Origin of the sequence: Peribacillus butanolivorans, from assembly GCF_001273755.1 — a bacterium.
In the GTDB taxonomy this organism is placed as follows: Bacteria; Bacillota; Bacilli; order Bacillales; family DSM-1321; genus Peribacillus; species Peribacillus butanolivorans.
The window spans coordinates 4,577,967-4,596,973 of record NZ_LGYA01000001.1; the positions used below are offsets into that span (position 1 = coordinate 4,577,967).

General features: G+C 41.8%; 18 protein-coding genes, 17 tRNA genes and 1 rRNA gene. 8 read left to right on the forward strand and 28 right to left on the reverse strand.

Annotation, left to right across the window (positions count from 1 at the left end):
* Positions 1-296: 296 nt before the first annotated feature.
* A complete protein-coding gene (locus tag AKG34_RS21070) occupies positions 297-737 on the reverse strand; it encodes a Dps family protein (protein ID WP_053347915.1) in 441 nt (146 codons plus the stop codon).
* Positions 738-861: 124 nt separating this feature from the next.
* Between AKG34_RS21070 and ytzI the strand changes: the two genes are divergently transcribed.
* Positions 862-1,017, forward strand: coding sequence for a YtzI protein (ytzI, locus tag AKG34_RS21075; RefSeq protein ID WP_053347916.1), 156 nt, complete (start codon positions 862-864; stop codon positions 1,015-1,017).
* A gap of 38 nt (positions 1,018-1,055) precedes the next feature.
* On the opposite strand, the gene AKG34_RS21080 is transcribed toward ytzI, so the two are convergent.
* A complete protein-coding gene (locus tag AKG34_RS21080; protein WP_053347917.1) occupies positions 1,056-1,529 on the reverse strand; it encodes an S-ribosylhomocysteine lyase in 474 nt (157 codons plus the stop codon).
* A 211-nt stretch (positions 1,530-1,740) separates the two neighbouring features.
* On the opposite strand from AKG34_RS21080, the gene yidD reads away from it, so the two are divergent.
* From yidD to AKG34_RS27190, 3 genes are all read left to right on the forward strand, one after another.
* On the forward strand, positions 1,741-1,962 hold the full coding sequence (gene yidD / locus AKG34_RS21085) for a membrane protein insertion efficiency factor YidD (protein ID WP_376103936.1): 222 nt from the start codon (positions 1,741-1,743) through the stop codon (positions 1,960-1,962).
* 125 nt (positions 1,963-2,087) lie between these two features.
* Positions 2,088-3,035 (forward strand): metal ABC transporter solute-binding protein, Zn/Mn family, encoded by a 948-nt coding sequence (locus AKG34_RS21090; protein ID WP_053347919.1) that lies wholly within the window; start codon positions 2,088-2,090, stop codon positions 3,033-3,035.
* 128 nt (positions 3,036-3,163) lie between these two features.
* On the forward strand, positions 3,164-3,256 hold the full coding sequence (locus AKG34_RS27190) for a DUF1540 domain-containing protein (RefSeq protein WP_083450868.1): 93 nt from the start codon (positions 3,164-3,166) through the stop codon (positions 3,254-3,256).
* On the opposite strand, the gene AKG34_RS21095 is transcribed toward AKG34_RS27190, so the two are convergent.
* On the reverse strand, positions 3,245-4,309 hold the full coding sequence (locus tag AKG34_RS21095; protein ID WP_083450869.1) for a DctP family TRAP transporter solute-binding subunit: 1,065 nt from the start codon (positions 4,307-4,309) through the stop codon (positions 3,245-3,247). The two genes, AKG34_RS27190 and AKG34_RS21095, sit on opposite strands and share 12 nt — an antisense overlap.
* A 141-nt stretch (positions 4,310-4,450) precedes the next feature.
* Here AKG34_RS21095 and AKG34_RS21100 point away from each other — a divergent pair, with 141 nt between their 5' ends.
* Positions 4,451-6,061: an ATP-binding protein gene (locus AKG34_RS21100; RefSeq protein WP_053347920.1), complete on the forward strand. Its 1,611-nt coding sequence runs from the start codon at positions 4,451-4,453 to the stop codon at positions 6,059-6,061.
* Positions 6,054-6,749: a response regulator gene (locus AKG34_RS21105; protein ID WP_053347921.1), complete on the forward strand. Its 696-nt coding sequence runs from the start codon at positions 6,054-6,056 to the stop codon at positions 6,747-6,749. Before AKG34_RS21100 ends, AKG34_RS21105 begins: the two co-directional genes overlap by 8 nt.
* 51 nt (positions 6,750-6,800) lie before the next feature.
* On the opposite strand, the gene AKG34_RS28120 is transcribed toward AKG34_RS21105, so the two are convergent.
* The 7 genes from AKG34_RS28120 to AKG34_RS21135 form a co-directional block, all read right to left on the reverse strand.
* Positions 6,801-6,947 carry a hypothetical protein gene (locus AKG34_RS28120; RefSeq protein ID WP_157443825.1) on the reverse strand — a complete coding sequence of 49 codons (147 nt, stop codon included), beginning with the start codon at positions 6,945-6,947 and terminating at the stop codon, positions 6,801-6,803.
* Between the two features lie 653 nt (positions 6,948-7,600).
* Positions 7,601-8,704, reverse strand: a complete 1,104-nt coding sequence (gene menC, locus AKG34_RS21110) for an o-succinylbenzoate synthase (protein ID WP_053347922.1) — start codon at positions 8,702-8,704, stop codon at positions 7,601-7,603.
* Positions 8,701-10,182, reverse strand: a complete 1,482-nt coding sequence (locus AKG34_RS21115; RefSeq protein WP_053347923.1) for an o-succinylbenzoate--CoA ligase — start codon at positions 10,180-10,182, stop codon at positions 8,701-8,703. The genes menC and AKG34_RS21115 overlap by 4 nt, the downstream gene beginning before the upstream one ends.
* 88 nt (positions 10,183-10,270) lie before the next feature.
* On the reverse strand, positions 10,271-11,089 hold the full coding sequence (gene menB, locus AKG34_RS21120) for a 1,4-dihydroxy-2-naphthoyl-CoA synthase (RefSeq protein ID WP_053347924.1): 819 nt from the start codon (positions 11,087-11,089) through the stop codon (positions 10,271-10,273).
* Between the two features lie 13 nt (positions 11,090-11,102).
* Positions 11,103-11,912 (reverse strand): 2-succinyl-6-hydroxy-2,4-cyclohexadiene-1-carboxylate synthase, encoded by an 810-nt coding sequence (gene menH, locus AKG34_RS21125; RefSeq protein ID WP_053347925.1) that lies wholly within the window; start codon positions 11,910-11,912, stop codon positions 11,103-11,105.
* A complete protein-coding gene (menD, locus tag AKG34_RS21130; protein ID WP_053347926.1) occupies positions 11,909-13,660 on the reverse strand; it encodes a 2-succinyl-5-enolpyruvyl-6-hydroxy-3-cyclohexene-1-carboxylic-acid synthase in 1,752 nt (583 codons plus the stop codon). The genes menH and menD overlap by 4 nt, the downstream gene beginning before the upstream one ends.
* Entirely contained in the window at positions 13,653-15,062 is a 1,410-nt protein-coding gene (locus tag AKG34_RS21135; RefSeq protein WP_053347927.1) for an isochorismate synthase, read from the reverse strand. Before AKG34_RS21135 ends, menD begins: the two co-directional genes overlap by 8 nt.
* A 298-nt stretch (positions 15,063-15,360) precedes the next feature.
* Here AKG34_RS21135 and AKG34_RS21140 point away from each other — a divergent pair, with 298 nt between their 5' ends.
* Positions 15,361-16,281, forward strand: a complete 921-nt coding sequence (locus AKG34_RS21140) for a 1,4-dihydroxy-2-naphthoate polyprenyltransferase (RefSeq protein ID WP_053347928.1) — start codon at positions 15,361-15,363, stop codon at positions 16,279-16,281.
* 206 nt (positions 16,282-16,487) lie between these two features.
* Positions 16,488-17,027 carry a TraR/DksA C4-type zinc finger protein gene (locus AKG34_RS21145; RefSeq protein ID WP_236695027.1) on the forward strand — a complete coding sequence of 180 codons (540 nt, stop codon included), beginning with the start codon at positions 16,488-16,490 and terminating at the stop codon, positions 17,025-17,027.
* Between the two features lie 187 nt (positions 17,028-17,214).
* Here the strand turns inward: AKG34_RS21145 and AKG34_RS21150 are convergent.
* The 18 genes from AKG34_RS21150 to rrf form a co-directional block, all read right to left on the reverse strand.
* Positions 17,215-17,286 (reverse strand) — tRNA-Glu (locus AKG34_RS21150).
* A 3-nt stretch (positions 17,287-17,289) separates the two neighbouring features.
* Positions 17,290-17,380 (reverse strand) — tRNA-Ser (locus tag AKG34_RS21155).
* Between the two features lies 1 nt (position 17,381).
* A tRNA-Asn gene (locus AKG34_RS21160) sits at positions 17,382-17,456 on the reverse strand.
* Positions 17,457-17,468: 12 nt separating this feature from the next.
* A tRNA-Ile gene (locus AKG34_RS21165) sits at positions 17,469-17,545 on the reverse strand.
* A 6-nt stretch (positions 17,546-17,551) separates the two neighbouring features.
* Positions 17,552-17,625 (reverse strand) — tRNA-Gly (locus AKG34_RS21170).
* Between the two features lie 4 nt (positions 17,626-17,629).
* A tRNA-His gene (locus AKG34_RS21175) sits at positions 17,630-17,705 on the reverse strand.
* Between the two features lie 17 nt (positions 17,706-17,722).
* A tRNA-Phe gene (locus AKG34_RS21180) sits at positions 17,723-17,798 on the reverse strand.
* Between the two features lie 22 nt (positions 17,799-17,820).
* A tRNA-Asp gene (locus AKG34_RS21185) sits at positions 17,821-17,896 on the reverse strand.
* 6 nt (positions 17,897-17,902) lie between these two features.
* Positions 17,903-17,976: transfer RNA gene (locus AKG34_RS21190), tRNA-Met, on the reverse strand.
* 104 nt (positions 17,977-18,080) lie between these two features.
* A tRNA-Ser gene (locus AKG34_RS21195) sits at positions 18,081-18,173 on the reverse strand.
* 18 nt (positions 18,174-18,191) lie between these two features.
* Positions 18,192-18,268: transfer RNA gene (locus tag AKG34_RS21200), tRNA-Ile, on the reverse strand.
* A gap of 10 nt (positions 18,269-18,278) precedes the next feature.
* Positions 18,279-18,355 (reverse strand) — tRNA-Met (locus AKG34_RS21205).
* A 27-nt stretch (positions 18,356-18,382) separates the two neighbouring features.
* Positions 18,383-18,458 (reverse strand) — tRNA-Ala (locus tag AKG34_RS21210).
* A 17-nt stretch (positions 18,459-18,475) separates the two neighbouring features.
* Positions 18,476-18,552: transfer RNA gene (locus AKG34_RS21215), tRNA-Pro, on the reverse strand.
* 9 nt (positions 18,553-18,561) lie between these two features.
* A tRNA-Arg gene (locus AKG34_RS21220) sits at positions 18,562-18,638 on the reverse strand.
* A 9-nt stretch (positions 18,639-18,647) separates the two neighbouring features.
* Positions 18,648-18,736 (reverse strand) — tRNA-Leu (locus AKG34_RS21225).
* 12 nt (positions 18,737-18,748) lie between these two features.
* Positions 18,749-18,823: transfer RNA gene (locus tag AKG34_RS21230), tRNA-Gly, on the reverse strand.
* An 11-nt stretch (positions 18,824-18,834) separates the two neighbouring features.
* Positions 18,835-18,945: ribosomal RNA gene (rrf, locus tag AKG34_RS21235) — 5S ribosomal RNA — on the reverse strand.
* Between the last annotated feature and the right edge of the window lie 62 nt (positions 18,946-19,007).

The window sequence follows — 19,007 nt, forward strand, 5'->3', positions numbered from 1 at the left end:
CGATTCATAGGAGTATCCAAAGTCGTCCAAAGAGCAATCTCAAACAAAAGACTAAAGCAGAGGGGAGTCCCCTCTGCTTTAGAACATTATCTAAAAGTACACACTGTGATATAAATTGAAACGCCGTATACGCGAACCGTACGTACGGTGTTGTGAGAGGGGCGAAAATAAACTTATTTTCCCCCTACTCGATTCCGCTTTAGGAAAGTTATTGGTGAAATAGACACAGAACCTCTTTCTATCGTACAAATATATTAAAAAAAAGCCCTACCGAAGTAGAGCTTTTCAAAAAGATCTTAATGTCCTAAATACGCACGCAGCATCCATGAATGTTTGTTTAAGCTTTTCTTCATGCCTGTCAGCATATCAGCTGTAACCGGATCTTCTTCTTCAGCAACTGCGATAATTTCTAGGAACTCTTCGGAAAGCTTCTCGAAATCGCTGATGACACTTTGCACCATATCTTCTGTATTTTCGTTCCCTGTTGCTTCTTCAATAGTAGTCAATTCCAAATATTCTTTAAGCGTAGCAACCGGCTTTTCACCAATGGCCAATAGTCTTTCAGCCAATTCGTCATAGTTGGATGTCACTTCTTTATATAATTCTTCCAATTTTTGGTGAAGTTCAAAGAAGTGCGGTCCATTCACGAACCAGTGGTAATTATGAATTTTCGTATAAAGAACACTGAAGTTTGCAATTTCCTTATTCACTAAAGTTCCTAATTTTTTCTGAGCCATAAATATCTACCTCCGTAAGTTGGTTATACCCTTATATTTCCCTCTATTCGAAAATTGAAACATTATCTGACTCGGTTCTTATGCTAAAATGAATCTAAATTGTGAACGTTAGGAGCTGTAAAGTATGATTACGGTTTTAGTTATCTCCATTATTGTGATTCTGATTGTATTGGCCTTATCGGTCCTAACAATTGGAAAAGGCTACAGTTACAAGCATACAGTGGATCCGGTCGATCCTTTACCTGAGGATAAGGGGAAAAAAGAAGAACCCGAAAAATAAAAAAAGTTCCTGTCACAAATGGACAGGAACTTTTTTTATTAACCGAAAACTTTATGAAGATCTTCTTTATCTTGTGCAAGCCAGAAATTCATTAATTTCTTAGCTCCTTCAAGATCATGCAACTTCGCTTGGCCGCATTGTTTTTCGTTTGCAGCTGGAATTTCTGTAATTTCTACAGCATCCTTGAATGTATCTTCAAGAACATCGATGATTTCCGTCACTGTCGGCTCGCCGCTTACCACAAGGTAATACCCTGTTTGACATCCCATAGGTGATATATCGATAATATCAAAATGATCGAACCGCTCAGAATGCTTACGGATATTAAAAGCTAGCAAATGTTCTAATGTGTGGATTGTATCCGGCTTCATCGCTTGTTTATTCGGCTGACAAAAACGGATATCAAATTTATTAACAACACCATCTGTTCCAACCTTATGGACACCGCAATGTCTAACATATGGGGCTTTAACAGCGTTATGATCTAATTCAAAGCTTTCAACTGAAGGCATTTAATTCACTCCTTAATTGTATGTCATTTCTATTTTACCTTGAATTACAATATATTTCACCCTTTAAAATTAATTCCCATTATTTTAATCGGATTTATCCTTGTGCTTGTTCCTTTATTAACCTTATTGGAAACAAAAAAAATATGCTATAATTAACAGTATTGAATTTTACTCGAAAAGAGATGAAAACGTCTTGCTGAAAAAAATATTAATGGGTATAATCCGTATTTACCAAGTTGTGATTTCACCATTAAAACCGCCTACCTGCCGTTTTTACCCAACTTGTTCCCATTACGGTTTAGAAGCGATAAGTCGATTCGGACCGATAAAAGGAAGCTGGTTAGCCATCGTCAGGATTCTTAAATGCCATCCTTTTCATCCAGGCGGTATTGACCTCGTTCCCGAAAAAAAGAAAAAAGGTGAAGATCACTAGAAAAAAACCTTGCTTTCTTGTGTAATCTTTTGTATTATACAGAAGTCAAATCGTAATCATTTCGTTTTTAAATCATAGATCTCAAATCGTAATCAGTACGAATTATCTTAAAAGGAGAGTTTTATATGAAAAAAAGTGTACTTCTCTCCCTTTTTCTGGTTACAGCTCTATTTCTTTCAGGCTGTGGCAATCCAAAGGGAGAAACTACTGATACTGATAAAGACATTTTAAACGTGTACACTACCGTTTATCCTTTGCAATACTTCACAGAAGCAATTGGTGGAGAGTACGTAAACGCCGAAACTGTTTATCCACCAGGTACTGATGAGCATTCATTTGATCCCTCTCAAAAAGATATTGTGAAAATGGCTGAATCAGACCTATTTTTCTATATTGGTTATAATCTTGAAGGCTTTGTCACAAAAGCAGAACCGATTTTAAGCAAAGAAGGCGTCACTACAGTCGCTGTAGGTGAAACGGTTCATTTAGATGAAGATGAGCATGCACACGAAAACGAACATGCGCATGAAGAAGACGGCCATGATCATGGTGGCGTTAATCCCCATTTGTGGCTAGATCCCATCTATTCCATTGAAATGGCAAAAAGCATTAAGGACGAATTAACGAAGCAAATGCCTGAACAAAAAGGCTACTTCGACAGCAGATTCAACGAACTTTCTAAAAAACTTAAAGCTCTTGATGAAAAATTCTCTACGACAATTGAATCGGGTCGTACCAATAAGATTATCGTTTCTCATTCCGCATATGGTTATTGGGAAGAACGATACGGACTTGAACAAATTGGTGTCACCGGCCTTACGTCTTCAAACGAGCCTTCTCAAAAAGAACTAGGGAAGATCGTAACAATGGCCGACAAAGAAAATCTTCACTACGTCATCTTTGAGCAAAATATCAGTTCTAAGCTGACTGAGATCATTCAAAAGGAAATGGGTGCGAAATCACTTGAGCTTCATAACCTTTCCGTCTTGACAGATAAAGATATCGAAGCCGGTGAAGATTACTTCAGTTTAATGGAAAAAAATATCAAGACGCTACAAACTGCGTTGCAATAGACAAAGAAGAGGCAGACTCAAATGGGTCCGCCTCTTCTTTGCTATTGCCATTTTTATAGTTTAATGTTTCTTTCTTTGTCTCGAGCTATATTAGTACCACCATCAAACTGTAAAATATAAGGAGGTACATGGCTCAAGATGTAAAGTGTTCCGTTGACACCTGTTCCTTCTGGAAACATGGCAATCGCTGTGCTGCCGATCCGGTTCTTCTATTTCTCTAGGTGTTTCTCACGAATTCTTTCCATTTTTTCCATCAGTTTCGTCCCAATTGTAGACTCGAATTCCGGATAGATGACCGTCATTTTATCCATCCACTCTTTTTTTTCTTTATCAGATAATGTGTATATGTCGATATTGGATTTTTTCTCAATTTCTCGAAGCTGAGCTTGATTCATTTCATTCGACTTGATCCATAGCCAATTCGTTGTGTCGTCCATTGCCCGCTGAATTTGTTGCTGAATGTCCACCGGAAGCTTGTCCCAAAACGGCTTATTCATCATGACAACATAGCCTAAATACCCGTGATTACTGATAGTTAAATATTTTTGAACTTCGTATAGTTTTTTGGAATAGATATTCGAAATCGTATTTTCCTGGCTGTCCGTTTTATTGATTTCCAGGCTTTTGAACGTATCATTAAATTCCAGCTTAGATGTTGTGGCCCCAAAATGCTGAAATTGGCTTTCAATCACCGTACTTGGCATAATCCGGAAGTTCTTCCCTACAAAATCTTCTGGATGGCGAATTGGCTTATTGCTTGTAATTTGCTTGAAGTTATTCGACCAGAATGCTAGCCCTTCTATATCTATCGTATTTAACTGATCTAGTAGCTCATCTCCCACTTCTCCATTCAATGCTTCCTGTAAGGCGGCATCCGTTGGAAAGACATAGGGCAGGTCCAAGAGCATCCACTTTTTCGATATGCTTGTAATTTTAGAAGTGGTCGGAGCAATCATCTGCACCTTATTTTCGTGTAAAGCATTGATTTCTTCATGATCACTATATAAAGATTGATTAGGGTAGACTTCAATTTTGACACGGTGATCGGTATATTCATCAACAAGTTCTGCAAATCGGTTCGCTGCTAGCCCTTTAGGCGTATTTTCAGCGACTACATGGCTGAACTTAATTACAATTTGATCTTCCATTCCTACCTGCTCTTCATCCTTAGGCAGATCAAAATTGGAGCTAGAAAAGAACGATTGAAATGAAATATATACCGCAATCAGCAACCCTATTCCAATTAAAACAAAGTACCCCCAAAAAGCACGCATATTGACATCTCCTTACCGCTCGCTTCACAGTATATCTATTCTATCACAGCCTTTTTCCTGTCGTAATACAATGCGCGAAAAATAGCGAAAAGTGTTAGAAATTCTGTTACTATTAAGTATAGAAGTAATGGAGGAAAAATAATGGATAAATCCTTTCATATGCCGATTCAATTGAAGATTACCCTGCTATCATTCGTAATCGTAGCTTTTTCGATTCTAATAGGCGGGATTTTTATATTTGGAAACATCGTTTCAATCAGGGAGGATGAAATTGGCAAACGCTCCATGATTACAGCCCATACCATTGCCGAACTACCTGATGTACAAAAATTAGTCCGTGAATCAGAAGGTTGGACAAAACTAAACCCTATGATTGAAAACTTAAGAAAAATTCATCAAGCTGATTATATAGTTGTGCTGAACAATCAACATATTCGCTATTCCCACCCGGTTTTCAGCCAATTGGGAACACAATCAAAAAGCAACGACGAAAGCGCTGCTTTTGCTGAACATGAATATCTATCAAAGGCTTCTGGCGAACTTGGAATTTCAGTCCGTGCATTTGTCCCGATCCTTGATAAGGAGAATGAACAAATCGGTGTCGTTCTCGTCGGAAACATATTACCGACAATTCCCGAATTAATCATGGACTTGAAAGGCCAAATCGCGATTATTCTATTACTTACACTGCTGTTCGGCGTATGCGGCTCCTGGCTCATGGCCAGACGGATAAAAAAAGAAACCTTTCAACTTGAGCCTCATGAAATTTCAAGAATGTTAGTCGAAAGGACCGCTGCCTTTAATGCGATGCATGAAGGTGTCATTGCAATAGATAATAATCAAACCATCACAATTTTTAATGAAAAGGCAAAGCAAATGCTAAATATCAGTGGCGCGGTGATTGGCAAGAATATCAATGACATTATTAGTGATACCCGCCTGCCAGAAGTGCTAGACCGGACATCTCCTATCTTCAATCAGGAAATTTCGGTTCAAAACAGAAACCTTCTAAGCAACCGGGTACCTATTAAAATAGCCGATAAAACCATCGGAGCTGTGGCAATCTTTCAGGATCGTACCGATGTAGCAAAGCTTGCTGAAGAATTGACGAGTGTCAAAGCATTCGTTGAAGCCCTGCGTGTTCAAAACCATGAACATATGAATAAACTTCATACGATAGCAGGATTGATTCAACTTGGGAATTTAGATGATGCACTACAGTACATTTTTCAAATTACAGAAGAGCAAGAGGAATTGACCAGGTTTTTAACGAAGCACATTCACGATGATAATTTAGTGGGGCTACTATTAAGTAAAATCTCCTTAGGGCGGGAACTTGGAATCGAACTCATCATGGATAAACATACGAAACTGGACCGCTTTCCAAATGATATAGATCATCATGATTTCGTATTGATTATCGGGAACTTGATAGAAAATTCCTTTGCAGCCTTCAAACATTTATCAGAAGAACCAAAGCAAGTCTACCTATCCATCTATCAGGATGAACAGCATTGCCAAATTGTACTTGAAGATAATGGGTCCGGTATCCCCGAGGAGATTCACAAAGATATATTTGAGTATGGTTTTACAACAAAAGGTGCGGAAGGATCAGGAATTGGTCTCTATCTTATAGACCAAATTGTAAAAAAAGCGAATGGCGAAATGAGTTTTACAACACGTCCTAATGAAGGAACAAGCTTTTTTCTTTCTTTTCCCATGCATGATATAGAGGAGAACCAAAATGACTAACCAAATTCGCGTACTTTTAATTGAAGACGACCCAATGGTCCAAGAGGTAAATAAGCAGTTCATTGAGCGGCTACAAGCATTTAAAGTCTTTGATACAGCTTCCAATGGACTTGAAGGTCTTGAAAAAATCAGGCAATCTAAACCGGATCTTGTCATTTTGGACATCTTCATGCCTTCTTTAAACGGGGTAGATACACTCTATCAAATAAGAAAAGAACAAATTGATGTGGATGTCATCATCATTTCGGCAGCTAATGACCAAAAAACCATCCGAAAAATGATACAAAACGGGGCTTTTGACTATTTAATTAAACCATTTAAATTCGAGAGACTAAAACATACACTTGAGCAATATTATGCTTTTCGTATGGAAGTTGAGCCCGACCATCAGATTTCTCAAAATCAACTCGACCGAATTCTCTTTCAAAATAAAACATCTCCTGAAACGAGTCCGAAATACGATGTTCCTAAAGGGTTAAATGGTGCGACCCTTGAGCAGGTCACAAAATTCATAAAAACTCAGCCTGGATCTTTATCTGCGGAGGAAGTGGCCGATGGAATTGGAATTGCCAGAGTAACAGCCCGTCGCTATCTAGAATACTTACACGGCGAAGACGTTCTTCAGCTTGATGTCCAGTACGGCAGCATAGGCCGTCCAGTCAATCGATACCGTCTAAAAAAATCTTAGAACATATGGGGACCTACTAGAACCATAGCGGTTCCCTTTTAGCTTCTTAACCTACGCTCCTGTTGTTCTGTTATATATGCCCCACTTTCTCTTCAAGAGAAACAATTCACACTCAGCCAATGCTGTAACTTCTTTAATGACAAAATCCGGAACACCTCTTCTTAATAGAATTTCTGCAATAAGGTATGGCTTTTTCATATACTCTCCCCTCCCTATTCCTTAGTTGTTTCACTTTTCTCTATTATACAAAATAATCCATAAAAGGAAAAATAGACAAAGCCCCATTTTTCGAAAAAAATATGACTTTTGGAGAATTAGGAATTACTTATTTTTGAAAACCGTATCTGTTTTATGAGTCGTTTTATTTAAAGGAATAAGATGGATAGGGTAAAAATCCATTTGTATCATACTATTAAAAAAGTTTATTAAGGGGTGGATTTTAATCCAAGATTGTTTTATTTGTTACTAACACACAGGAATCATTCAGACGGATGGAAATACAATTTGCGGGGGAAATGATGATTATGTTGGACATATTAATCATTACGAACAATCAAATTATTCAGGTTATATTATAATTGGCTTCACAAGATACAACCCTATCTTTCGCGGTATGAATATAGAAGAAAAAGCATTTGGGTTCACTAAGACAAGTGCTAGAAATGCATTATTAGACAGTAGAAAGCGGAACAAATTTATTCACGCGTCTCCCTTCATTCTATTTCCTATCTTCATATGCATCTAGCTCCTCACTTGTTATCCAAACAGCCTAAGGAATATTAATGACGATGGCTTTACGAATAAAAAAGTACATTCAAAAGAGGAGGTGCGAGTTGCACCTCTTTGTCGTTTTACCGGTACAGCTTACTATAGGTCGTCAATTCATTTAGTCGCTTTTCATTTATGGCAAAACCGATTCCTGCTTTTTCCGGAACCTGAATGACGCCACTTTCAACGATAACTTCCGGTTCAATAATATCCTCTTCCCAATAGCGGGACGATGACGATATGTCCCCCGGAATTGTAAAGCCTTTTAATGTGGCTAGCGCGATATTATGAGCCCGGGATATGCCAAATTCAATCATGCCTCCGCACCAAACGGGCACGTTTTTTTCAACGCATAGATCATGGATTTTGACCGCTTCCGACCAGCCACCTACTTTGGCCATCTTAATTGTAATGACCCCGCAGCTCTCGAGTAAAAGTGCATTTTTCGCATCATGATAGGAATTGATGCTTTCATCAAGACAAATTGGCGTCTGCAGCTGCTTTTGCAAAACAGAATGTTCGACTATGTCGTCATGCCCTAGTGGTTGCTCAATCATCATCAACTTGAACGCATCAAGCTTTTGCAAGTGCGAAGTGTCTTCAAGCTTGTACGCCGAATTGGCATCCGCCATTAACGGGATATCTGGATAGGTGCGCCGAATTTCTGATAGAAACTCCAAGTCATTTTTAGGATTGATTTTTATTTTATACCGCTGATACCCGAATGCGGAAAAATCGTCAATCTGACGCATCGCATCACCGATATTATCCGATGCAACGACAACACCAGCCGCAACTTCGCTCCGTTCCCCTCCAAACAACTGTCCGAGGTAGAATCCCTTCTGCTTCGCATATAAATCCCAAATCGCCTGATCTAGAGCTGACTTCGCCATCGCATTCCTTCTTATTCCACTCCATAAGCTTGGCAGTTCATTAGGGTGCTTAAACTGACCAGCCAATGTCAACGGAATTAAGAAATCCTCCAACATATGAAAGCAGGTTTTAACCGTTTCCTCGGTGTACCAAGGACTTGTAAATGGCACCGCTTCACCGTATCCGATTAGCCCATCTTGATCTTTGGCTTCGACAACAATCACTTCGCGTTCGCTTACCATCTCGAGGTGGGTCTTAAACGGTTGCTTTAAAGGGGCCGTAATGAGCCGTAATGAGATGGAGGATAACTTCATCGTTGTTTCCCCACTCTCTTCTTCAATTCCCTTCGCAGCAGTTTACTCGCACCATTCCTGGGAAGCTCCTCACAAAAAATAACATTCCGGGGAATTTTATAAGTAGCCAAGGAGTCCCCGCAATAATTCAAAAGCTCGGTCTCTTTCAACTCTGCACCTTGATGTAAGACGACAAATGCGAGTGGTACCTGTCCCCATTTTTCATCGTCTGTTCCCGTAACTCCCGCCTCGAAAACAGCCGGGTGCTTACTTAGAACATTTTCAATTTCAGCCGGATAGACATTTTCGCCACCGGAGATGATTAAATCGGAGCGTCGGTCAAGCACATACAAAAAGCCTTCTTCATCAAGATAACCAAGATCCCCAGTATAAAGCCATCCCTCCGTAATCGCTTGCTGTGTCGCATCCAATCGTTTGAAATAACCTTTCGTCACATTCGGACCTGAAACAACAATTTCACCCGCTACACCAGGTTCACAGGTCTCACCGTCCTTAACTATCCGTAACTGCGAAGGAAACAAAGGTTTCCCCGCCGACCCGATTTTTGTCATGCTATATTCCGGTGCAAGTGTTACAATCTGCGAAGATGTTTCAGTCATCCCATACGTCTGATAGACAGGAATCCCTTTTCCCTTACATACTTCAAGCAAATGAACCGGTGCCGGGCCGCCGCCTAATAGCATACAGCGGAAGGTTTCTGGATAGCTTGTCTTTCCTAAATCATGCAACATTCGGTTCAGCATCGTCGTCACGACCGAAATAATCGTCACGCCATTTTCCTGAATGCTCCGGTTCGCTTCTCGTTCATCAAACTTCTCTGCCAGCACGACCTTCATACCATAAATTACACTTTTCATCAAAATAGACAGGCCGCTAATATGAAAAATTGGGACCGCACAATACCATGAATCTTCTTCCCTCAATCCAAGATTCAACATAGAACCAACCGCACTCCACCAGTGGTTGCCGAATGTTTGTATTACACCCTTTGGATTACCCGTTGTACCCGATGTATACATAATCGTAGCTATATCTTCAAGATTAAACTCATGGAGAAATTCTGTCGTGCCTTTTTCGGGTAATTCTTCCTTTAAAAGAACCTGGAAATCCGTGAGAATGTCACGAATATCGGAGAGTTTTTCAGAGAAGGAATCCTCCGATATCAGACGTACTGCCTCACTATCCTCGATCTGCCAGGACAGTTCTTTTGCCGTTAACTTATTATTCAGCATCACGATCTTCACACCCAGATAAAAGAGCGCATGAATCACGACGACACTATCTATATGATTCCGGAGCAAAACCGCGCATGATTCGCCAACCTTCACACCTTTGTTCGCTAGCTTACCGGCCATTTTCCCGGTTAGAGTATGTAGTTCAAGAAAGGTATACGTACGCCCTTCAAATTCAATCGCCGGACGATCCGGTGATAGATGTGCCCGGTTTTTCAGCCAGTTCGGCAACTTTTCTTCTGCCATCGTTGCTTACCCTCCCATACATTTAGATATAGAAAACAGCCCGGCGATTATCCGCCAAGCTGTTTGTCTCATCGATTCACGCGTCTCATTAAGGGAAACGAGGGAATTGTCCGAAGTCCGGATTGCGTTTTTCTTTGAACGCATCGCGGCCTTCTTTTGCTTCTTCTGTTGTATAGTATAAAAGTGTAGCATCGCCAGCCAATTGTTGAAGACCTGCAAGACCATCTGTATCCGCATTCATCGCTGCTTTTAAGAAACGAAGTGCAGTTGGGCTCTTCTCAAGCATTTCTTCACACCATTTAACTGTTTCTGCTTCTAATTGGTCTAAAGGAACAACCGTGTTAACTAGTCCCATATCCAATGCTTCTTGAGCATTGTATTGACGACATAGGTACCAAATTTCACGTGCTTTCTTATGACCAACGATACGTGCTAAATAACCTGAACCATAACCAGCATCAAAGCTTCCTACGTTTGGCCCAGTTTGTCCAAAGACTGCATTGTCAGCGGCAATTGTTAAGTCACATACCACATTCAATACATTACCGCCACCAATCGCATAACCTGCAACCATAGCTACAACTGGTTTCGGAATCACACGGATCAAACGTTGCAAATCAAGTACGTTTAGACGCGGAATATTATCTTCGCCGACATATCCACCGTTTCCGCGTACTTTTTGGTCTCCGCCTGAACAGAATGCTTTGCCGCCTACACCGGTTAAAATAATAACTCCAATGCTAGAATCATCACGCGCTCTTGCGAATGCATCAATCATCTCAGCAGTCGTTTTTGGCGTGAATGCATTATGTACATGTGGACGGTTGATAGACACTTTCGCAATCCCATTATATTTTTCATATAGAATTTCATCATACTCACGTATTGTTTCCCATTGTATTGTCATTTAAAATCCTCCTTTAATTTCGCATTAAAAACTCACTTATTATTTTACCAAACTTTTCTCCATCTTCCACATGAATCGCATGTCCGGCATCATTAATTATTTTCCATTCAGCCTGTTTCAGCATTTTTTGCATCGACTCCGCAATCAGACAAAACTTGGGATCGAGTTCACCAGTAACAAGAAGCACTGGAAAATCAAGAAATTCTAGTTCTTCCCAATATGAAGCCTGACTGCCGGTTCCCATTCCTAAAAGGCTACTGGAAAGGCCTGAAGGATTATTTTCCAAACGCTGCTGTCGAATCGCCGCCTGGGTTTTAGATGATAACCTTTTCTGACTTTCAAACAGCGGGATGTTTTCCCACTGATCGACAAACGCCTCGATGCCGTTTTCAAGAATCTTTCCGGCAAGCTTCTTATCATTACTTCTGCGGATTTCCCGCTCTTCTTCTGTTAAAAGGCCAGGTGAAGCGCTTTCTAACATCAATGTCTTTACATACTCAGGATACAAACAGGCAAAGCCCAAAGCAAGCCTCCCTCCCATTGAATATCCAAGGATATGGGTTTTTGGGAAATTTAACTCATCCAAAATATGCTTAAGGTCCTCAGTCACTTGCTTCATCTCATACCGACGATAATCGACTGGTGATGCAGTCCCTCCATGTCCGATAATATCGACCATGATCAAGGTATATCTTTCACGCAAAAGCGGGATGAGAAATTCCCATGTATCTCGATTTCCCGTAAATCCATGCAAAAGTACAAGAGGTTCTCCATTTCCCGCTATTTCAACAGAATAAGTGACATCTCTGCAGACAATTTTCATGATATTTCCCTATCTAATACCACTTTTATTTCCTGGGAAACAAAATTCCACAAATTTCGATGCTTTTGCAAATTGGACTCCCTTTCGGTAGGTACTTCGATTATTTTCAAGCCTTGGATTTCAAACGACTCTGTAAATACCTGCTTCAGTTCATCCCAATTTTGCACCTTGCTGTATTTCCCGCCGTAAAGCTGGGCCGTATGGGAAAAATCAAGCCCGTGGGGAGTGCCGAATAACGTTTCGAAGTGTTCCCTATCATTTGCCTGTGGAAGGAAAGAGAAAATACCGCCGCCGTCATTATTAATCAGCAAAATCGTGATATTTTGCTTTTGCAGCTTAGCCGCAAGCAATCCGTTCATATCATGGAAAAAGCTTAAATCTCCGATTGCGAGTACTGTATTTTCTGAAACGGTGCTTACGCCAAGCGCGGTAGAAACAACACCATCAATTCCGTTCGCTCCCCGATTTGCAAAGGTTTTGATTCCTTTTTCATTACTCAAAAAGAATGTATCCAGATCCCGTATTGGCATACTATTGCCGACAAATAATGTCGATTCTATTGGCATCATATCCTGTAGCAGCGAGAACAGCTTTCCTTCACTTAACTCCACTTCATCACGGATGGAAGATAAGGCATTTTTCGTCGCTCCATTGACAGTTTTCCACAAATCAAGCCAGTTTTTCTCAGTAGCTTTCGGAATTTTTTCACATACACGTTGGCAAAAGTCTTTTTCTTCGCAGTAAATCATGTTGGTTGCCAGTCCTGCTGGTTCGCGCCACCCTGCTCCGCCATCAATGACCAAAGTAATTGCCTGTTTTTGTTTTTTCATGAATAACAATAAAGGTTTAGATACCGGCATAGAACCGAAACGCAACACTACATCCGGCCGGAAAGCTTCCTTGGCCGCTTCATCACGTAGGAATGTATCGTAGGTATCAATAATACCGTCTTTATCGTGTTTGCCACTTCTTAGCTGCGAAAGAGGGTCAGCTAGTATCGGGAAAGCAAGCTTCTCAGCTAAAGCTACAATTGCTTCCTTTATATTTGGATGCCGTAATTCTCCACACACGATTATTCCTTGTTTCGCTTGTGATAACGTAGCTGCCAGCGCCTCTATATGTGAATCAGACAGTGATAGTGCACCATTTTCAATCATCACAGCCGGTGTCATTTTATTTTGCCTATATTCTTTAGCTTGTTCCAGATTTGGAATAAGTGGTTCACGAAGCGGGAAGTTCAAATGTACGGGTCCAGCTGGCTCAGTTGCCGCTGTCGAAACTGCCCTTGCACCGATTGTTCTCGCATATCGCATCATTTCATCGGTACTTTCCGGAAGCGCCATTTCGACAAACCACTTCACTTGCCTTCCGTACAGATGAATTTGATCAATGGCCTGTGGAGCCCCGACATCACGCAACTCATGCGGACGATCAGCCGTCAGCACGATCAGTGGCACCCTTGAATAGTAAGCCTCAATGACAGCTGGGTAAAAGTTAGCAGCAGCTGTACCAGACGTACAAAGAAGTCCGACAGGTTCTTTTAATGCCTTAGCCAAACCAAGGGCAAAAAAAGCAGCCGAACGCTCATCCACATTAATATGAACTTCGATATCAGGATGTTCTACCAGCAGCAAAGCGAGCGGTGTGGATCGTGAACCTGGACTTACCACCACATGCTTCATCTTATTTTGTGCAAGCTCATCGACAAATGAAGCAGCATACGCTGTCAATGCATCTCGGTCATTCATTAAGATTTCCTCCTAAAGCACTTAGCATTGGATTGAATTTAATCCCTGTTTCTTGGAATTCACTTTCAGGTGTCGAATCTTCCACTACGCCGCATCCTGCAAAAAGCGATGCCTCATTATCCTGTAGTAGGGCGGAACGAATCCCAACTGCAAATTCCCCGTTCCCATAGGCATCCACCCAGCCTAATGGCCCCGCATAAAATCCGCGTTCAAGACCTTCTATTTCCCGAATACGGGCGACAGCTTCTTCTTTCGGAAGCCCGCCCATTGCAGGTGTTGGATGCAGATTTTCTACAAATTCAAAAATCGTGACACCCTCATTGCAAATTCCACGGACCGGTGTATACAAATGCTGAATATGACGGTTTTTCATCAATTTCGGTTCTGTCGGAACTATTACCTTTTCACATACCGCCTCAAACGCATTTGATATCATCGAAACTACGTATTGATGCTCTTGTAAATTCTTTTGGTCATGAAGCAGTTCATCACCAAGACAAGCATCCTCTTCTTCAGTTTTCCCCCGTCCCATCGATCCTGCGAGACAGGTAGAAAAGACTTCATGACCCTGCTTCTTTATCAAACGCTCAGGAGTTGCACCCACGAAACAGTCACCGCCCGCTTCCAAACTAAAAATATAGCTTAATGGCTGCTCAGCAATCAATTGCTCGAGTACTTTCTCTGAATCAATGGAGCGCTCAAACACAAGGCGCAGCTCCCTTGCCAAAACAATCTTGTCGAGATCTGTTGTCTTGATTTCCTCAACAGCCTCTGCAACCGTCTGCTTCCATTCCTTAGGTTTGACTTCCATCTGCTTAACAAGAGTATTGGCACGCAGTTCGGTGCCATTCAAGCTTTCGATAAGGAAAGATTCCCGTTCATTTATCATATCTATGAAGAGTTTTTCTGAATCATCCGGTGAACAAAGTAGGTTTGTCGTTAAGTAAGCTTGTTCCCCCACTAGCGATAGCATGAAGGCAGGTATATAAAACAGATTGTCCCCGAATTGATTCCAAAGGAGCGTACTGTTAGTTTCATAATCAAAAGAAAAGCCACCAAAGAGTAAAGGACCAGTTGCTTCTATATCGGTCACTCCTGTTTTGACAGCAGTATTCTGCAGTTTGATCCAGCTCATTTCGACTTCTCTATAACGGTCGGCATTTGATGCCGCTTGGAGTTTCTTAACGTTGCCTAAACCAGTAATGGTTATATCTTTTGCAGGGTCCTCCCAGAAAAAGCGTTCACCCGCATACCGTTCTCTTCCAGCTTGATAAAATGAAAGGGGGTTGTTGCAATTTATTTTCTTAATATGACTGAATAGAACTTGACCATTCAAGTCCTTTGCCTTTTGTATAGCTGAAGCCAGTCCCTGAAACTGTTCAGTTTCTTCTGAGATAGCCAAAAAAATCCCCCCAAATGTACATTTTAAAAGCTTTTTAACCTATTTAAAGATACACCTCTCTTCAACCCAATGTCAATAAAACGCCCCTTTATCGAACGATTCATGACTGCTTTTTTCCTTATTATATGATTCTTAGTGAATGAAGTAGAATATCCTTGATATTGGAAGTGATCGTCTATGAAATTCAATTGACACTTCCCACCACTTTTCCTACACTAAATAGGATAACCTTTTGTGAACAATTTCAATATTTGATATAATTTCAAGGGAACTAATAATGATTTTGAGGAGAGAAATAATGCAAACAGAATACGACGACCTTCCCCTTAAACGAACCTGGAAAATTTGGTGGGAGTTAATTCGTCCACATACACTTACCGCAGCTTTTGTTCCAGTCCTACTTGGAACTATGATTGCACTTTTAGAAGATGGCGTAAATTGGCTACTATTTGCAGCCATGATGATTGCAAGTATCCTGATTCAAGCTGCAACGAACTTATTCAATGAATACTATGATTTCAAGAGAGGCTTGGATACAGAAGAATCTGTTGGCATAGGTGGTGGCATTGTCCGTCATGGCATGACTCCAAAACTCATCATGACCTTAGCCCTTAGTATGTATGTCATCGCACTGATACTTGGAATCTATATCTGTGCTGTATCATCTTGGTGGCTTGCTGGGGTAGGCCTGGTCTGTATGCTTGTCGGCTACCTTTACACTGGCGGTCCACTGCCTATTTCATACACACCATTTGGAGAACTTTTTTCTGGATTGTTTATGGGCTTTCTGATAATCTTGATTGCCTTTTTCATTCAAACTGGTTTTGTTTCTACCACAGCTATCTTAATTGCAATACCAAGCGGAATTTTAGTTGGGTTAATCAATTTATCCAATAACCTCCGTGACCATGACGGAGATAAGGCACACGGTCGAAAAACGATGCCTGTAGTAATGGGCAGAAAAAATGCCTTAACATTTATGGCGATTATGTTTGCCTTCTCTTACCTATGGCTAGTAGGATTAGTCCTAGCTGGAAGCGTTACATCATGGATTTTGCTTGCCTTCCTAAGCATTCCGAAAGCCTTGGCAGCTATCAAAGGCTTCGTTGGTAAAACTTCACCTATTACGATGGTCCCTGCGATGAAAGCCACGGCCCAAACGAACACCTTCTTCGGTCTGCTTATGGCCATTGGGTTATTCATCAGCTATCTTATTTAATCTCTAAGGACTGAGTCGATTTTGACTCAGTCCTTTTTTGCTTCCTATCCAATTTGTTTCCCTCCCCTCCGATTCGGGTAATGGATAAGACACTCATCCAACCATTATTCAAATGAGATATAAACTTTCGAAGGAGTGAAATAAACATGGCAACCAAACAACAAACGCAACATTAAAAAAAAGAACTACTTATAGAAAAAGAAGAACTGAATAATAGGCTCAAAAATGATGAACAATCACTTCTAAATAAAAGTCAGACAGCATCTGTAGGAGAAACATCCTCCTATGACAATCATCCCGCTGACCTTGGAACCGAATTATTCGAAATGGAAAGAAACCAGGCACTAGATGAGCATGCACAATCTGAAATGGAAAAAGTGAAGATTGCATTGAATGCGATAGAAGCAGGCTTCTATGGCCATTGTAAAACCTGTGATACAGAAATCCCTTTTGAACGGCTTGAAGCCATACCAACCACTCTCTACTGTGTCGAGCACGCCCCAGAACGACCGACTACACAAGATCGACCAGTTGAAGAAGACGTACTGATTCCATCAAAGGGAAATAAATTTGAAAACCGTCATGGAAGTGAAATAGTAGATAAAGAAGATAGCTTTGGCGAAGTAGCCAAATTTGGTACATCTGAAACCCTGCGGATTACACGGGCGATCATGATAGCTATAATAATCTTTATAAAACGGAAGATGAAACCGATGGATTTCCTGAAGACTATGAAGGATTTGTAGCAAATGATATCGAAGGAAAAAAATAAGGGGTATCCCGAATAAAAAGAAAAAGAACTATGAAGATACATTAGATGAAGAAAATGTTGAATCTCAGCTTGGAGACATTCCTTATAAACAAAAAGATAGTTATATCAATGAAGAGAAATAAATAAAAAAAGAAGCATACAGAATGTATGCTTCTTTTTTATGACCCGTACGGGATTCGAACCCGTGTTACCGCCGTGAAAGGGCGGTGTCTTAACCGCTTGACCAACGGGCCAAATGGCGGAGAAGGAGGGATTTGAACCCTCGCGCCGCTCACGCGACCTACACCCTTAGCAGGGGCGCCTCTTCAGCCTCTTGAGTACTTCCCCATGGCTCCGCAGGTAGGACTCGAACCTACGACCGTTCGGTTAACAGCCGAATGCTCTACCACTGAGCTACTGCGGAACAATATGAATATGGTGGGCCTAAATGGACTCGAACCATCGACCTCACGCTTATCAGGCGTGCGCTCTAACCAGCTGAGCTATAGGCCCATAAATTGGAGCGGGTGAAGGGAATCGAACCCTCATCATCAGCTTGGAAGGCTGAGGTTTTACCACTAAACTACACCCGCGAAATGGGGCGACTGATGGGAATCGAACCCACGAATGCCTGAACCACAATCAGGTGCGTTAACCACTTCGCCACAATCGCCGTAATTTTTGAAATAATGGTGGCTCAGGACGGAATCGAACCGCCGACACAAGGATTTTCAGTCCTTTGCTCTACCGACTGAGCTACTGAGCCACATTTGTATTCAATTTTATAATGGCGGTCCCGACGGGAATCGAACCCGCGATCTCCTGCGTGACAGGCAGGCATGTTAACCGCTACACCACGGGACCTAATAATTGCGGGGACAGGATTTGAACCTGCGACCTTCGGGTTATGAGCCCGACGAGCTACCGGACTGCTCCACCCCGCGACGGTAATAATGAAACGATTTTGCATCAAGTTTTCGTGTAGATTGTTTCATCCGCTTCCTCTATGTAAAGGTTGTTTCAAAACAACTTGCTGCTTTTAAAGAAATGGAGGAGGTAGAGGGATTCGAACCCCCGCGGGATTTGACTCCCCTGTCGGTTTTCAAGACCGATCCCTTCAGCCGAACTTGGGTATACCTCCGTGGCTAAAAAAATTACATGGTGGACCTTGTAGGACTCGAACCTACGACCGGACGGTTATGAGCCGTCTGCTCTAACCAGCTGAGCTAAAGGTCCTTATATTTATTGGTAGCGGCGGAGGGGATCGAACCCCCGACCTCACGGGTATGAACCGTACGCTCTAGCCAGCTGAGCTACACCGCCAATATAATATAAGTTTTTGATGAAAAATGGTGGAGCCTAGCGGGATCGAACCGCTGACCTCCTGCGTGCAAGGCAGGCGCTCTCCCAGCTGAGCTAAGGCCCCATTCATTAGAAATCACGTGGTCGGGAAGACAGGATTCGAACCTGCGACCCCTTGGTCCCAAACCAAGTGCTCTACCAAGCTGAGCTACTTCCCGCAAAAAACATGGTGCGCCCGGCGGGAGTCGAACCTACAACCTTCTGATTCGTAGTCAGATGCTCTATCCAATTGAGCTACGGGCGCATATTAAGATGGTGCCGAGGACCGGAATCGAACCGGTACGGTAGTCACCTACCGCAGGATTTTAAGTCCTGTGCGTCTGCCAGTTCCGCCACCCCGGCACATACGAAAAGTGGAGCGGAAGACGGGATTCGAACCCGCGACCCCAACCTTGGCAAGGTTGTATTCTACCACTGAACTACTTCCGCATGAAAGATGCGGGTGAAGGGANTACTCTCACAGGGGGAAACCCCCAACTACCATCGGCGCTGAAGAGCTTAACTGCCGTGTTCGGAATGGGAACGGGTGTGACCTCTTCGCTATCGCCACCAAACAATGTTAACATTGTTTTTAAGACATATATTATTATAACATCTTTTTGAAAAAATGCAA

What these genes read in the sequence shown, in the direction of transcription:
- AKG34_RS21070 (WP_053347915.1), bottom strand. Translation starts at nt 737, where the DNA reads ATGGCTCAGAAAAAATTAGGAACTTTAGTGAATAAGGAAATTGCAAAC.
- ytzI (WP_053347916.1), top strand. Translation starts at nt 862, where the DNA reads ATGATTACGGTTTTAGTTATCTCCATTATTGTGATTCTGATTGTATTG.
- AKG34_RS21080 (WP_053347917.1), bottom strand. Translation starts at nt 1,529, where the DNA reads ATGCCTTCAGTTGAAAGCTTTGAATTAGATCATAACGCTGTTAAAGCC.
- yidD (WP_376103936.1), top strand. Translation starts at nt 1,741, where the DNA reads ATGGGTATAATCCGTATTTACCAAGTTGTGATTTCACCATTAAAACCG.
- AKG34_RS21090 (WP_053347919.1), top strand. Translation starts at nt 2,088, where the DNA reads ATGAAAAAAAGTGTACTTCTCTCCCTTTTTCTGGTTACAGCTCTATTT.
- AKG34_RS27190 (WP_083450868.1), top strand. Translation starts at nt 3,164, where the DNA reads ATGGCTCAAGATGTAAAGTGTTCCGTTGACACCTGTTCCTTCTGGAAA.
- AKG34_RS21095 (WP_083450869.1), bottom strand. Translation starts at nt 4,309, where the DNA reads ATGCGTGCTTTTTGGGGGTACTTTGTTTTAATTGGAATAGGGTTGCTG.
- AKG34_RS21100 (WP_053347920.1), top strand. Translation starts at nt 4,451, where the DNA reads ATGGATAAATCCTTTCATATGCCGATTCAATTGAAGATTACCCTGCTA.
- AKG34_RS21105 (WP_053347921.1), top strand. Translation starts at nt 6,054, where the DNA reads ATGACTAACCAAATTCGCGTACTTTTAATTGAAGACGACCCAATGGTC.
- AKG34_RS28120 (WP_157443825.1), bottom strand. Translation starts at nt 6,947, where the DNA reads ATGAAAAAGCCATACCTTATTGCAGAAATTCTATTAAGAAGAGGTGTT.
- menC (WP_053347922.1), bottom strand. Translation starts at nt 8,704, where the DNA reads ATGAAGTTATCCTCCATCTCATTACGGCTCATTACGGCCCCTTTAAAG.
- AKG34_RS21115 (WP_053347923.1), bottom strand. Translation starts at nt 10,182, where the DNA reads ATGGCAGAAGAAAAGTTGCCGAACTGGCTGAAAAACCGGGCACATCTA.
- menB (WP_053347924.1), bottom strand. Translation starts at nt 11,089, where the DNA reads ATGACAATACAATGGGAAACAATACGTGAGTATGATGAAATTCTATAT.
- menH (WP_053347925.1), bottom strand. Translation starts at nt 11,912, where the DNA reads ATGAAAATTGTCTGCAGAGATGTCACTTATTCTGTTGAAATAGCGGGA.
- menD (WP_053347926.1), bottom strand. Translation starts at nt 13,660, where the DNA reads ATGAATGACCGAGATGCATTGACAGCGTATGCTGCTTCATTTGTCGAT.
- AKG34_RS21140 (WP_053347928.1), top strand. Translation starts at nt 15,361, where the DNA reads ATGCAAACAGAATACGACGACCTTCCCCTTAAACGAACCTGGAAAATT.